This is a genomic window from Tuberibacillus calidus DSM 17572, from assembly GCF_000430685.1.
Taxonomy (GTDB): domain Bacteria; phylum Bacillota; class Bacilli; order Bacillales; family Sporolactobacillaceae; genus Tuberibacillus; species Tuberibacillus calidus.
In genome coordinates, this window is sequence record NZ_AUMM01000008.1 from 98,713 (window position 1) to 112,814 (window position 14,102).

The 14,102-nt window shown below is 43.6% G+C and carries 16 protein-coding genes; 14 read left to right on the plus strand and 2 right to left on the minus strand.

The features are described from left to right. Nucleotides 1–57: 57 nt before the first annotated feature. The 8 genes from H532_RS17655 (at nt 58) to H532_RS0103025 (ending at nt 7,095) form a co-directional block, all read left to right on the plus strand. The gene (locus H532_RS17655; RefSeq protein ID WP_038111375.1) at nt 58–1,338 is read left to right on the plus strand and encodes a molybdopterin molybdotransferase MoeA; all 1,281 of its coding nucleotides are present in this window, start codon (nt 58–60) and stop codon (nt 1,336–1,338) included. Then, on the plus strand, nt 1,310–1,813 hold the full coding sequence (gene mobB, locus H532_RS17660) for a molybdopterin-guanine dinucleotide biosynthesis protein B (protein WP_051263093.1): 504 nt from the start codon (nt 1,310–1,312) through the stop codon (nt 1,811–1,813). The genes H532_RS17655 and mobB overlap by 29 nt, the downstream gene beginning before the upstream one ends. Beyond that, nucleotides 1,810–2,277, plus strand: coding sequence for a molybdenum cofactor biosynthesis protein MoaE (locus tag H532_RS0103000; protein ID WP_027724252.1), 468 nt, complete (start codon nt 1,810–1,812; stop codon nt 2,275–2,277). The genes mobB and H532_RS0103000 overlap by 4 nt, the downstream gene beginning before the upstream one ends. Further along, on the plus strand, nt 2,277–2,510 hold the full coding sequence (gene moaD, locus H532_RS0103005) for a molybdopterin converting factor subunit 1 (RefSeq protein WP_027724253.1): 234 nt from the start codon (nt 2,277–2,279) through the stop codon (nt 2,508–2,510). Before H532_RS0103000 ends, moaD begins: the two co-directional genes overlap by 1 nt. Nucleotides 2,511–2,735: 225 nt before the next feature. Further along, nucleotides 2,736–3,479, plus strand: a complete 744-nt coding sequence (locus tag H532_RS0103010) for an NAD-dependent epimerase/dehydratase family protein (protein ID WP_027724254.1) — start codon at nt 2,736–2,738, stop codon at nt 3,477–3,479. A 186-nt stretch (nt 3,480–3,665) separates the two neighbouring features. Next, complete coding sequence (locus H532_RS17665) at nt 3,666–4,211, plus strand: RNA polymerase sigma factor (RefSeq protein WP_051263094.1); 546 nt, start codon at nt 3,666–3,668, stop codon at nt 4,209–4,211. Nucleotides 4,212–4,214: 3 nt separating this feature from the next. Next, the gene (locus tag H532_RS0103020) at nt 4,215–4,907 is read left to right on the plus strand and encodes a response regulator transcription factor (RefSeq protein WP_027724255.1); all 693 of its coding nucleotides are present in this window, start codon (nt 4,215–4,217) and stop codon (nt 4,905–4,907) included. Next, complete coding sequence (locus H532_RS0103025; protein ID WP_027724256.1) at nt 4,885–7,095, plus strand: sensor histidine kinase; 2,211 nt, start codon at nt 4,885–4,887, stop codon at nt 7,093–7,095. Before H532_RS0103020 ends, H532_RS0103025 begins: the two co-directional genes overlap by 23 nt. A 385-nt stretch (nt 7,096–7,480) precedes the next feature. Here the strand turns inward: H532_RS0103025 and H532_RS0103030 are convergent, their stop codons facing one another. Beyond that, on the minus strand, nt 7,481–7,768 hold the full coding sequence (locus H532_RS0103030) for a YppG family protein (RefSeq protein ID WP_051263095.1): 288 nt from the start codon (nt 7,766–7,768) through the stop codon (nt 7,481–7,483). 365 nt (nt 7,769–8,133) lie between these two features. Here H532_RS0103030 and H532_RS0103035 point away from each other — a divergent pair, with 365 nt between their 5' ends. From H532_RS0103035 to H532_RS0103060, 6 genes are all read left to right on the plus strand, one after another. Further along, complete coding sequence (locus tag H532_RS0103035; protein WP_027724258.1) at nt 8,134–9,069, plus strand: beta-ketoacyl-ACP synthase III; 936 nt, start codon at nt 8,134–8,136, stop codon at nt 9,067–9,069. Nucleotides 9,070–9,118: 49 nt separating this feature from the next. Further along, on the plus strand, nt 9,119–10,357 hold the full coding sequence (gene fabF / locus H532_RS0103040; RefSeq protein WP_027724259.1) for a beta-ketoacyl-ACP synthase II: 1,239 nt from the start codon (nt 9,119–9,121) through the stop codon (nt 10,355–10,357). Nucleotides 10,358–10,733: 376 nt separating this feature from the next. Next, nucleotides 10,734–11,300 carry a nuclease-related domain-containing protein gene (locus H532_RS0103045; RefSeq protein ID WP_027724260.1) on the plus strand — a complete coding sequence of 189 codons (567 nt, stop codon included), beginning with the start codon at nt 10,734–10,736 and terminating at the stop codon, nt 11,298–11,300. 182 nt (nt 11,301–11,482) lie between these two features. Continuing rightward, nucleotides 11,483–11,641: a hypothetical protein gene (locus tag H532_RS20180; RefSeq protein WP_155994954.1), complete on the plus strand. Its 159-nt coding sequence runs from the start codon at nt 11,483–11,485 to the stop codon at nt 11,639–11,641. A 729-nt stretch (nt 11,642–12,370) separates the two neighbouring features. Further along, a complete protein-coding gene (locus H532_RS0103055; RefSeq protein ID WP_425426221.1) occupies nt 12,371–12,583 on the plus strand; it encodes a YuzI family membrane protein in 213 nt (70 codons plus the stop codon). A gap of 99 nt (nt 12,584–12,682) precedes the next feature. Beyond that, the gene (locus tag H532_RS0103060; protein ID WP_027724262.1) at nt 12,683–13,441 is read left to right on the plus strand and encodes a DUF3603 family protein; all 759 of its coding nucleotides are present in this window, start codon (nt 12,683–12,685) and stop codon (nt 13,439–13,441) included. A gap of 301 nt (nt 13,442–13,742) precedes the next feature. Here H532_RS0103060 and H532_RS0103065 read toward each other — a convergent pair. Beyond that, on the minus strand, nt 13,743–14,102 hold a 360-nt coding region (locus tag H532_RS0103065; protein WP_027724263.1), incomplete at its 5' end, for an IS110 family transposase.

Consider the following 14,102-nt stretch of genomic DNA (forward strand, 5'->3'; position numbering starts at 1 on the left):
GAAGTGGATGCACCATGGAGGGGGCTTGGTTCAGCCTCTGTTTTTAGGGGGATTTATATGTTGGAAAAAAGGCAACCGATAGCTGTCGAAACCGCTGTTGAACGTGTCGCCGCATGCATCAAAACACTGCCGATTATTGAAAAACCACTGGAAGAGGCTGATGGTGATATTTTGGCTGAATCCGTCATCGCTGACCACGATGTTCCCCCCTTTGACCGCTCTCCATATGATGGGTATGCGATCCGAGCCGAAGACACGGCACAAGCGAGCCGCACCGAACCCGTCCGTTTAAAAGTGGTTGATAAAATTGGGGCAGGTGATGTCGCTAAAAAAGCGATCGAACCGGGCACGGCCATTCGCATAATGACAGGCGCTGCCTTGCCTAAGGGAGCTGATGCCATCGTCAAACTCGAGTTAACACGTGAAGAAGGGGATGCGGTTTGGATTAATCGGCGTTTTCATTCAGGGGACAATCTCTCTCTGCAAGGCGAAGACGCCAAGAAAGGCACCCCCATTCTTGATGCCGGGCGGCCGATTACCCCGGGGGTGAAAGCCGTTTTGGCCACTTTCGGTTATGCGCGCGTAAAAGTATACAAAAAACCGACCGTCGGTGTCATCGCGACAGGGTCGGAATTACTTGACATCGATGAACCACTTGTGCCGGGGAAAATTCGAAATAGCAATGCGTACATGATCTTATCACAAATCAAGAAGGCGGGCGGCATCCCGCTTGACCTTGGCCGCATGGCTGATGATTTCGAGCAAAGTTACAGAGCGGTCAAAAGTGGTCTAGATGTGGCTGACGTGCTGATTACAACCGGCGGTGTCTCGGTTGGCGATTTTGATTATCTTCCAGCGATTTATAAAAAATTGGGGGCGGAAGTGCTTTTTAACAAAGTAGCCATGCGACCGGGTAGTGTCACCACTGTTGCCCGGCTCGGTGATCAACTCCTTTTTGGGCTTTCCGGCAACCCATCAGCCTGTTTTGTCGGTTTTGAACTGTTTGCTGCCCCGTACATTAAAGGTTTACAAGGAAACCGCCTGCCTTATTTAACGAAAATGAAGGCGGTTCTCGGGCATGATTTTCCAAAAGCGAATCCTTTTACGCGGTTTGTTCGGGCAAAGGTGACGTGGGAAGAAGGCGACCGAGCGATCGTTCGCCCTGTAGGTTTAGATAAATCGAATGCGGTCGTTTCTTTGGCTGAAACGAATGCTTTGATGGTTTTACCCGGCGGAACCAAAGGCTATGAAAAGGGCGCTCTTGTCGATATTCTCCTATTATTTGGCGAAGGCCGTGGTGAGTTTAGCATTGAAAATCTTTCAGGTCACAGGGTTTAAAAATAGCGGTAAGACGACGCTCATGTGCCGCCTGCTTTTTGAGTTAAAGAAGCGCAGTTATAAAGTGGCGGCGTTAAAACACCACGGGCATGGCGGTCGCTTGCGCACGGATATGGATGATACCGATTCTGCCAAGCATTTTCGAAGTGGCGCCAGCTTGGTAGCAGTAAGCGGTTCTATGCAAACGATTTTCGATTACCAAAACGAGCCGCCGCTTGAGGCTTTTATTGCTTTTTATCAAACGCTCCAATTGGACTTTTTGTTAATTGAAGGCTATAAACAAGCGCCGTATCCAAAAGCGGTTTTATTGCGCTCGAATGAGGATTGGGAGACCTTGCAAGCGTTAAAAAATATTCGAGTGATTGTGGCCTCTGAAGGTATGGCGGTCCCTAATCCTACTGCCCCTGTATTTGCTAACGATAACGTCGAAGGTTTGACAACTTTCATTCTCAATGGCTTGGAGGAAGTCTGGTGAACAAAGAACGGTTTGAAATCGTTGAGGACCCGATTCCGGTCGATGAAGTGATCCAAAAGGTCGTGCATCCGAATGCTGGAGCCGTTAATGTCTTTATCGGAACGGTTCGGGAAATGACAAACGGGAAACGAACGATTTATTTAAAATACGAAGCTTATATTCCGATGGCCATTAAACAGTTTCGCGTCATCGAAGCAGAGATTCTGAAGCGGTGGCCAGAAGTGCGCCTTGCGATCACGCATCGGATTGGGGAATTACACATCACTGACACGGCCGTTGTCATCGCTTGTTCATCTCCCCACCGAGCGGCGAGTTTCGAGGCGTGTCGTTACGCCATTGAAAGAATTAAAGAGATTGTCCCGATTTGGAAAAAGGAACATTGGGATAACGGTGAATGTTGGGTGGGGGATCAAAAAGAACAACATGCCTACCCAAACGGTGAACCGGAAAAGGAGGGGCTTTGATGATTAAGATTTTGTTGTTTGCTGGATTAAAGGACCGCGTCGGAAAGTCCTTCATCACTTTAGAAAATGGCCCTATGACGGTTTCCGAGTTAAAAAAAGAGTTGGAAAAAGTGTCAGGTCTTGAAAATTTAACAAATGTTATGGTTGCGGTCAATGAAACATATGCCGACGGCGATGTGGTCGTCCGCGCTGGCGATACCGTGGCGCTTATTCCACCGGTTAGCGGTGGTTGAGGGCTGGCTTTAGTTTTAAGGCATGTAGCCCCTTCCTTTACATCATTGATCGTTACGTTATGAAGGTGATCCTGATGACGTTTCACAGGGTTTCCTTCTTTTTTTATACGCTTTGAATAAAATTTTAACAAGCCGTTTCGGCAAGTCACCGATGTGACATACATCATTACGGTCAGAAGAGGTTTTATGTTGAATATAAAAATAAAATCGATGGAGGGGAGCCGTGTGGGACATTGTTTAATATTTGGCGGATTAACAGCATTAGGTATGCCGCTTTTGGAACGGTTGTTGAATGAAGGTATGTATGTCATGGCCGTTCGAGCTCCGCTTTCAAGTGACAACCGTCCTTTGGAAGAGGATGTTGAAATGCACTTTGGCCGTCATGCTCTTTTTCGCGCTGTTGACGAGTGGCGGGAAGAACTAACGAAAGCGGAGAACATTCTTTTTCTGGATACCGTTCCGCTTTTTGGGGATAACGAGGGCGTTCAGGCCGATGTATTGGCACACCGCTTAGTGCAATGTATTGAAAACAGCCCGAATTTACAAAGGGTGATCGTGGCCTCCCATATTGCGATTTATGGGCACCCGAAAGGAACCGTACGGGAGACATGTGTCGTAAAACCGGTCGGTGCGATCGGTGAACACGCCGACCGAATCGAGCGCACAGTCATCGAAAAGCTTTTACATGATAAGGACAGAGCGCGAGCATTGAGCGTGACGATCTGCCGTCTACCCAACCTCTATCTGGAAAAGAGACCAACCGATTGGGAAGCGCTGCATGTGGAAGATGCAGCCCTCGGCTTGTGCGCCATATTGCAACGCGTGGAAAAATCGGGCATCGAAGTCATTCAACTGACGAGCGGCAGGACGTTCCGGGGTCCATTTGGTCATTATACCTATTCTTATGAAAAAGCCAAACAGTTCATTGGATTTAATCCAGTGAAAACGATGGAAAACGATGAAGCATAAGGTATTTCATATAGAAAAACCCCCTTAGAAACCACTCGTTGACTCGGGTGGTTTTACTCTTTTTATGCCAAAAATATTAAGAAAATCTTAAGATTTTTGCTCACTAAATGTTAAGATCTCTCTTTTACAATAGCACTAAATCAAAGAAAACGAATTTGTTATACTGTGAAAGGGAGATTATGGAACGTGTTAAAAAATGAAGTGTTAAGCTCACCATTTCAGGATGAGGACAAGCATGGTTTTGAATGCATTATCCGGCGTTATTATCCGACCGTATATCACCACCTCCAATATAGACTTAAGGATCGCAATAAAGCGGAGGATTTCACTCAGGAAACCTTTTTGAAACTGTACCGTCAGATGAAGGAGCGGCAAATGCCGGGGAATTTACGTGGATGGCTTTTTATTGTTGCCAATAATTTATGCCGGGATTATTGGCGAAGCTCAGGATATCGTAAGGAAACCCACGGATTTGACCAAATCCCCGAGCTAAAGGATAGAAAAGGACAAGTTGTTGAGACCCTTGTGCGAAAAGAAACCTGCAAGGAAGTCGTTTCCTTATTGTCCGAACTCCCTGAAAATCAGCGGAAAATCATTACGTTGCGTTTTTATAATAATTTAAAGTTGAAAGAAATTGCCGAGGAACTCGCTTGTCCGGTCGGCACGGTGAAATCCCGTTTATTTCATGCTTTGCGCTTTTTAAAAAATAGAATTGAGGAAAAGGGAATGTGAACGATGGCGGATTATAATATTTTGGTTGTCGATGATGAGAAGGAAATACGAGAGGCGATCGCCATCTATTTAAAAAATGAAGGGTTGAATGTCATTACGGCAGAAGATGGCGTTGAAGCGATTGAGAAGCTCAATGAAAACACGATTCATCTCATTATTTTGGATGTGATGATGCCACGCCAAGATGGCATACAAACGACCCTAAAAATTAGGGAAAAGAAAAACATACCAATCATTATCCTAAGCGCCAAAAGTGAAGATATGGATAAAATCCACGGTCTGCAAGTCGGCGCTGATGATTATGTGACGAAACCGTTTAACCCTTTAGAACTCATTGCCCGAGTCAAATCACAGCTCAGAAGATATCTCACGCTCGGCATGTATGAAGGATGTGAAAAGGTTATTAACTTAAACGGCCTCACGCTGGATCCTTCGGCAAAAGAAGTGACAGTCAATGGCGATCCGGTGAAATTGACACCGATTGAATATAAAATCGTGGAGTTATTGATGACGAATGCGGGCAGAGTGTTTTCCATCAATGAAATCTATGAACGGGTTTGGAATGAGCCGGGATATAATGCGGAAAATACGGTGGCCGTCCATATTCGCAAAATCCGGGAAAAGATCGAGATCGATCCGAAAAACCCGAGATATCTAAAGGTGGTGTGGGGGATTGGATACAAAATCGAAAAATAGAGTTTTTTTAATAATTTGGCTTTTATTAGTAACTTTCGGGTTAAACAGTCTCGGCCTCCTTCTTGTTCATGGGGAAGAATATCTCGGCAAGGATTATTTTGACACATATAACTTTCAAGAGAACTTGGATGAATTTAAGCAAGTTTTATCCATTGTTGAACTGAATGATGTGAAAAAAAGCGATGTGATGGCGAAATTAACCGTCTCAGATTCGGAAATTAAAGCTTATCGAAACAACACGACTTATTTAAATAATGAAAAGATGCAAATTGAAAATGCGTATGCGAAAACAATTGATAAAGCAAAGGCAAGCGGTGATCAAAAACAAGTTAAAAGTTTAAAAGCGGAAAGAGACAAAAAAATCGCCGAAGCGGAAGACCGTTTTCATAAGGATGATAATTATATTAAGGGAAAGATTCTTAAAAATAAAGAACGGTCTGTTGATAAATTTTTCAACCGTAAAAAAGAATTGCGTCCCGAGTGGATGGCGGAGCAGGAACTGTTTTTATATTACTTTAAAAACTCGAAAACAGGGCAAGTTTTTACGAATTTACCCGATGGGCAATCGTTTGAAGATATACCCAAAAACAAACTGCTTTTTGTCAAAAACAACATAACCATCGCAAATATCGACTTCGACTACTTAAATACTATTTTTAGTGATATTCCACAAGGATATGATCAAGAAACAAAAGATATTTTAAAAAGTTTTGCCACCCCTTTTCGCGGAACGATTGGCGTTCAATCACCTCTTCCGGAAGAAAGTGCATTCACGGTGCAATACAAACAATTTAACCATGAAAAGACGGTCTTTTATTTCATGATATTCATGGGAATCATCGCGTTCATTGTCAGCCTTATCTTATGGAAAAGACATCGGGTGAGTGAGCATTTTGTAAACGAAAAATGGCAGTCCCTTTACAATCGCATCCCGATTGACATTTGCATTGCCGCTCTATTCCTATCGTTATATATGACGCTGTTATTCCTCATGGACTATAGCGACGTCGTATTATACGCTACATTATTTGGCAAGATCAAAGCAATGATATGGCGGGTGATCGTGGTAACGGTCACGCTTCTTCAGTGGCTGTTTCTCGTCACCAGGTTCAGAAAAACAGATGATGGATTTCAAATATGGAAAACAAGTATCATCTATAAAATGTTTGAGAGCTTCATGGATATTGCGGTTGATATCGGCACAGGTGTGAAGACCTTCGTCCTTTTATTCATTGTTTTTTGCACGGGGATCGGTATACCGATTGTAATCAATATACCGCAGCTATTTCCCATTTACGTCGTCCTTTTTATGGTTATTACGCTTCCCGCACTGCTTATCGTGATGAAACGGATTGGACATTTCAATCGCGTTGTTCAAAATACAGAGGATCTTGTTAATGGTAAAGCAGTTCCGGATTTAGCTTTCAAAGGGCGTTCCGGGATCGCAAGGCTCGCGAAGAACATCAACGTATTAAAACATGGTGTTAAGGTTTCCCAAGAAAAGCAGGCAAAGAGTGAGAGGTTGAAGACGGAGCTGATCACAAATGTCAGCCATGACTTACGCACCCCGCTCACTTCCATTATCACCTATGCCGAACTTCTGAAATCACCGGATATCACCGAGGATGAGCGAAAGACTTATATCGAAGTCATTGATCGTAAATCAAAAAGATTAAAGGTATTAATTGATGATTTGTTTGAAGCATCGAAAATGGCAAGCGGAGCCGTGGAACTCATCAAAGAAAAAGTCGACTTGGTTCAACTCTTGCAACAGACGCTCGCAGAAAATGATGAACGCATCACTGAATCCAAACTGACTTTTCGCGTGTACACCCTTGAACAACCGATTTATGCCATTGTTGATGGGCAAAAACTGTGGCGGGTATTTGATAATCTTATCGGCAATATTCTTAAATACTCACTTGAAAATACGAGAGTTTATATTGCCATCATGAAAGAAAATGGAAAAGCCGTTATCACTTTTAAAAATATCACGAAGTATGAACTGAGCGGAAATATCGATGAATTATTTGAACGTTTTAAACGCGGCGATACTTCCCGTCACACAGAAGGGTCGGGGCTTGGTCTAGCGATCGCTAAATCCATCGTTGATCTTCACGGCGGCAGCATGGACATCGATGTTGACGGCGACTTGTTTAAGGTCACTGTTAGGTTAGCGACCGTTTAGAAAGCCAGGCGTTGAAAGACAAGTTTTAGAGGAAGTTCCCATTTGGTAAAAAGGCATCGAGTACGATGAGCGGAAATCAGCGATTAAAACAAGTGAAATCATTACGGGTCAACTCTCCAGAGATTACCAAACTTTACGAGTCACCCTTACGAATACCTAAACACGCTAGTTGCATAATTTTCCCGCCAACATGGCGCTTTCGGCGGTTCTATTTGCTAGCATTTTACTATGGTAAAATATTAGTAGAATTTGAAAACGTGACGCAATGAAAAAGGCGTCACGTTTTTTATTCATGGCTGACCAACCGATCGTGCCGCACGATCGATCATCGGATGGACATATTTTTTTATGATATTTTTGATAAATGTAAAGCGGCGTTTAAGGATTATGAGGGTTTAAACATGTTAAATAAAGACCCGAGTTGTTTAATCACCGGTTGGGTTTGATTGATAATTTTCATCATTTTATCGGCGCTTTCAATAAATTTATTAATATCAAATGCGCCTTGTTGATTCATGAAATTCGGCGCGGTTGGGTTTATTCCTTGCCCTTGATTTTGTTGAACAGGTGGCATGGCATAATATGGAGGCACACCCGGTGGAGGACCCCACATCAGATAGGAAAAGGGATCGACGGGAGGCATGTTCGGCTGCTGATTGTTTTGGTTTGCCATCCTTATCCTCCTTCACCAATTTCACTATTTTACTATATGTCCTTTGGAAAGGGATGGTGTAGCTGGTGCCTCGAAAATAAAAAAAACGCCCAATGGTTAGATGCCGAACGGATGTGTAAAAGCTTTCCCGGAGCAAAGTGATGGAAAAATAGAGGAGGTGCTCTAACAATGGATGCGAATAAGCAAATCCATTTGAAGAGAGGCTTTCTCATGGAAACCATTACACTAAAATATTCCAATAGCTAATGGGACTCGTGATTTTATTTTGTATAAGGAAGCGGAAAGTAGACAAAAACGCTTTTGTGGTCTAAAATTAATACCACGTCATAATAATAACTAATAAAAAACGAAATGAGGGAATCAAAATGGCGACGGGAATCCTTGGTATTGGGCGATATGTTCCTGATAAGGTGTTAACCAATTTGGATTTAGAGAAAATGGTTGACACTTCCGATGAATGGATTCGTACACGAACCGGCATTCAAGAGCGCAGAATTGCCGATGAAAAGACGAATACCTCGGATATGGCTTATTATGCATCTAAAGAAGCTCTTGAAAACGCAGGGGTTCGACCGGAAGACATCGATTTGATTCTGGTTGCAACGGTCACACCAGACATGCCATTTCCATCGGTGGCCTGCTTGATTCAAGACCGTTTAGGCGCCAAAAATGCGGCCGCTATGGATCTCGGGGCAGCTTGTGCCGGTTTTATGTATGGCATGATTTGTGCAAAGCAATTTATTGACAATAATGCCTATAAAAATATACTTGTAGTAGGAGTCGAAAAACTTTCGAAAATAACGAATTGGCAGGACCGAAATACCGCTGTCTTATTCGGTGACGGTGCCGGTGCGGTTGTGATGGGACAAGTTTCGGACGGTAAAGGCATACTGTCTTTTGAACTTGGCGCAAACGGCGCCGGAGCTAAAGATCTTTATCAAGATGGCCGATACATTTTCATGAACGGCCGGGAAGTATTTAAATTCGCCGTTCGGCAAATGGGCGAATCGGCTGTGAACGTAGTCGAAAAAGCCGGACTAAAAAAAGAGGACATTGATGCGCTGATTCCTCATCAAGCGAACATCCGAATCATGGAAGCCTCCCGCGAACGGCTTGGCCTTCCCGAGGAAAAACTGATTAAAACCGTGCATAAATACGGAAATACATCGTCATCGTCCATTCCTTTGGCCTTATACGATGCAGTTGCCGAAGGAAAAGTTAAGGACGGAGACATTGTTGTCCTCGTCGGCTTTGGCGGCGGACTGACTTGGGGCGCTGTGGCGCTTCGTTGGGGAAAATAGCGAAAAACCATCCAGCACGCCTTTTCATAATTAGAAGGGAGTTTTCACTATGAAGCGACGTGTGGTCGTGACGGGATTGGGTGCCGTAACCCCTTTAGGCAATGATGTGGAAACCACATGGAAAAACCTCATTGCTGGTAAAAACGGTGTCGGCCCCCTTACGAGAATTGATGCGGAAGAATTCCCCGCTAAAGTAGCAGGTGAAGTCAAAGATTTTGACCCGACGCTCTATATTGATAAAAAAGATGCAAAACGAATGGACCGTTTTGCCCAATATGCCGTAGCCGCGGCGAAAATGGCTGTCCAAGATGCGGGCCTTTCGATCACAGAAGACATTGCCCCGCGCGTGGGCGTCTGGATTGGCTCAGGCATCGGCGGCATGGAGACGTATGAAGAACAATATCGCATTGCGATGGAAAAAGGATATCGGCGCGTTAGCCCGTTTTTCGTACCAATGATGATTCCGGATATGGCTTCGGGCCAAGTCTCCATTCAACTTGGCGCGAAAGGCATTAACTCTTGTACGGTTACGGCTTGCGCCACCGGCACCAACTCGATCGGTGATGCTTTTAAAGCGATTCAACGCGGCGATAACGACATCATCATCACCGGCGGAACGGAAGCACCGCTCGTCCGCATGGCCTTTGCTGGTTTTAGTTCCGCAAAAGCCCTTTCCTTTAATCCGGACCCCGAAACGGCTTCCCGCCCATTCGATAAAAATCGAGATGGTTTTGTCATGGGTGAAGGTTCCGGCGTAATGGTGCTTGAAAGCTTGGAGTCTGCGCAAAAACGCGGCGCAAGAATTTATGCGGAAATCATCGGTTACGGTTCAACTGGTGATGCTTACCATATTACGGCGATCGCTCCTGGCGGTGAAGGTGCAGTGCGTTCGATGACGATGGCGATGAATGATGCCGGAATCAAACCGGAGGATATTGATTACATCAATGCCCACGGCACAAGTACGGACTTGAACGACCCGACCGAAACCGAAGCCGTCAAAAAAGCATTCGGTGAGGCCGCTTATAAGTTGGCGATGAGCTCCACAAAATCGGCAACCGGCCACTTGCTCGGTGCCTCTGGCGGTGTCGAAGCGATTTTTACGGTATTATCCATCGTGAATAATATCGCACCGCCGACCATCCATCTCCAAGAACCGGATGAGGCTTGTGACTTGGACTATGTGCCGAATGAAGCGCGCCCGATGACAATAAATTATGCAATGAGCAATTCTTTTGGCTTCGGCGGCCACAACGCCACTTTGATTTTCAAAAAATTTGAAGGTTAATTTATAAAAGAGGTTGACGGATAAGTGCTCAGGACTTTCCAGCCTATTTCGCTGGGATCACGAGCGTGTTATCTGTCGACCTCTTTTATACTCTCGGGTACTGCGGGCAAAACTAAGGCAGGAGGTTCCCGCTCTCTATAGCTAAATTTTGACAAAAATAATTGAAAAAACATATGAAACTTTGAGCTAATGACTATTCCCGATTTTCCATTGAACAAGTATGTGGACAGCACCTCAAAGGCTTGTCTACAAGAATAAGATCGAAGATGAACATATGCCGTTTTGTAGCTCATCATCAAGTCTGGCATAACAAAAGCAGCTTAAAAATGATATATTTTTTGTGAATACATCGAATTTTTGTATAGGGAGGGGAAATATGGAAGTTAAACGAAGGACATTGCCGTACCATCTGAAAGTCCGTCGCATGCTTAGACAGCGCATGAAATTAGCTGATGAAGATTTAAGGCAACTGCAGTCGGACGAAAAGGGATTTGAAGGCGAATGCTATTTTGATCAACTTATTAACCGTTCACCTGCATCAACCTATCTTCAATTGCAAGATGTCTTACTTAAATGGCATCAAAGCACCTTCCAAATTGATAGCGTCTTACTAGGCCCTCACGTCATTTACCTTTTCGATGTAAAAACTTTTGAAGGGGAGTTTTATATCAAAGGCAATCGCTGGTTTTCCATTACCGGAAAGGAAATTAATAATCCAATTCATCAACTCCGAAGTAGCGAAGCTCTTTTTTGCTCACTGATTGAAAGCATAGGTATCCATCTCCCCGTAGAATCAAAAATTGTTTTTGTACACCCCGAATTTACCCTTTATCAGGCAAACAGAAACCTTTCCATCATTCTCCCGACAATATTAAATGCCTATCTAAAAAGCATTGAACCGGTGACCGTGGATCGCTCTCTAATTGAAAAAGCTCAAAATTAGCTTCACTCCACATCGAACATTCACCTTTTGAACAGCTGAAAATCCCGAGCTATACTTACGAATCCCTAAAAAAGGGAACGACATGCGGCATGTGCGATGAAAGATCAGTGCTGGTACAGGGGAAAAATTTCATTTGTACTTGGTGCGAACATCAAGAAAACTTAGAAAGGGGCATTATCCGGATGGTAGAAGAATATAAACTTCTGTTCCCGAACCGACTCATCACCGTTTCATCGGTCAGTGATTGGTGTGGCTTAAACATCAACCGCAGTAAGCTATATCGTATTTTAAGAAAACATTTTGAAATGGTTGGCTCTGGGAAAAATGCCTTTTATCGATAAAGGTGCACGGAATTAGCCGCTAAAACGGGTAAAAAACTTTTACTCAAGAACTGAAGCTAAAAAAGATATTAGGACAAAAGCTCAATAGTTTGAGCGAACACCTAAAATAACTCCGGACACTCTAAAAGTGGTACGGGGTTATTGGTTTTTAATCTATATAAGTTGGGACTAATTTTTGGGCCTTCCCCCTTAAAACAACAAAGATTTGTAAAAAACTGGAGCATATGCGCAATTTCAGGACGAACGGGCATCGAAAATGAGCAAAAACCCGATTTATGCGCAATTTTGAGGCTCTAGCAGGCGGAAAATGAGCAGACGCTCCAGTAATTGGAAAAGGGAGGGTGAAAACTGTAAATAACTGGAGCATATGCGCAATTTCAAGACGAACGGGCACCAAAAATGAGCAAAAACCCGATTTATGCGCAATTTTAAGGCTCTAGCAGGCGAAAAATGAGCAGACGCTCCATAATATGGGAATACCAGATTGGAAACCGAAATTACCTAGGCGATTCTGCCGCAAAAAAGGTGTAAAAACAAATTTTTTACCTGATTCTTAGACAGAAACGCCCAAAACCAGCAGAAATGAAAAAACGAACCAATGAATAAGAGTGGGAGAACAGTTTTAATCATTGAGGCTACGGATCTCTATCCCCAATCATAGTTTGTCCGCGCTAGGCATAAGATGATAGTGGACAGGCCACCTTCGAAATTCTAGGGGAAGGGAATGAGGTGACCGTGATTTTGCGCGTTTTTTTCTTGTTTGTCGGTTTTGGTTTTGCTGTTGCCGGCGGCGTGAGCATCATCGCTTATTTAAATTTACTGACGATGGGACAAGCTTTTCACGACTATATGGAATTTATCATTCACAGGGTGGAAACCTATTTATTTATCGGCGGTATACTGCTAATGTGGACGAGCATCTATTTTCCACGTTTTAAATAAAAATGCCGGGCGACCCAATAACTGAGAAAATGAGAGAATAAATCCAAACCGACATGACCATACTGATTTCCAAACACCAACTAAAGTGAGGGACTCTGAATGGAACTCATTGGAGATGTTTGGGTGAATTGGTTTGAAGGGGAAGAAAACGGCTATAATGTCTGCGATTTTCATGAATGGCGCAAACACGATTTTATTGAGTTGCTAGATCAAGTGCCGCTGATTAAAATCGACACCGACTTATTTTTGTACATTGAAAATAATCTCAGCGATTTGCCGCCAAAGCTATTAGAAGATGTCCGGAACAAAAGTTACATAAGAAAGAACAATCAAAGAGAAGTCATAGAATACTGTTTTATCGCAACGGACGGAATACGGCATATCGTCGTGGATACACTTGGCTATACGGTGCCGATTCGCAAGAGCCGCCTCATTCCCCGGCAAGAAAAAGTCGTTTTAGAAAAAGCACAGGAAATGGAAACCACCAAATACGAATGGCATCCTCCTGTGGAACAAAAAGAGTATCATATTTTATCACCGGACCCCAAATGGATGCTCGGCTTGACGCGCAAAGAAAGGCAACTCAAACAAATCTTGTTAATGGCACTTGATCAATTAAGAACATCCGGGAAGCTGGAAGAAGTGCGCTATTGGTATACGGAATGGTTTCCAAAACAATACCATGAAAGCCGCACGCTATCTTTTAACGAAGCGTGGGAGAAACTTTTTAACAGCGTCAAAATCGGCTGGACGGAAAAACACTATGATTTTTGCGAGCGTATGATAAAAGGCCAACCGTATTTTGAAAAAATATGGGAGTTAGAAACGGCTGCAAACATGGAATCGAACAAAAAGTGAAGATTTATATTAAACGCTTATTGTAATATCGACAGCGGTATTACAATAAGCTTTTAATTTTAATGGCTGAAGAAGTCGGAAATTTTATAATAAGGATAATTTTAATAGTAAGTGGTATAATAGCCTAATGGAGATAAATCAGGTGATAATAAGTCCTACGGTGTGATGTCAAGTGTTAAAAACAAGTGAATTGGAAATTCTTTTGGCCATATGTCATAAAAAAGGGTGCACTAAACCAAGCCTCCAGTATAATGTAAATAACTGGAAGCCCACATGACCAAGGTTATCGATGAAGGTTACTTCATCGCGTCACCTTCTTTTTCGGCGCATAAATTTGATCGTTGCGGAGCAGCGCATCAATCAGGCGCACCAATTTTCTTGCCGTTAAGACGAGGGCGCGTTTGTGTGAGTGCTTCGGCACTTCACGATACTTCTTTTGGTAAAAGGCGCGGTATTCAGGTTCGTGTCGCCGGACCAGATTGGCAGCCTCAACCAGGTAATACCGGAGATAACGATTGCCTGTACGCGCAAGCATTTTGTCATCCGCCTCATAGTCACCCGATTGGTGACGGGGCCAAAACAATCCAGCAAATTTGGCGATTGCGGCTTGGTTCTCAAAGCGTTCAATGTCGCCAATTTCGGCGAGAATACCGGCGCAACT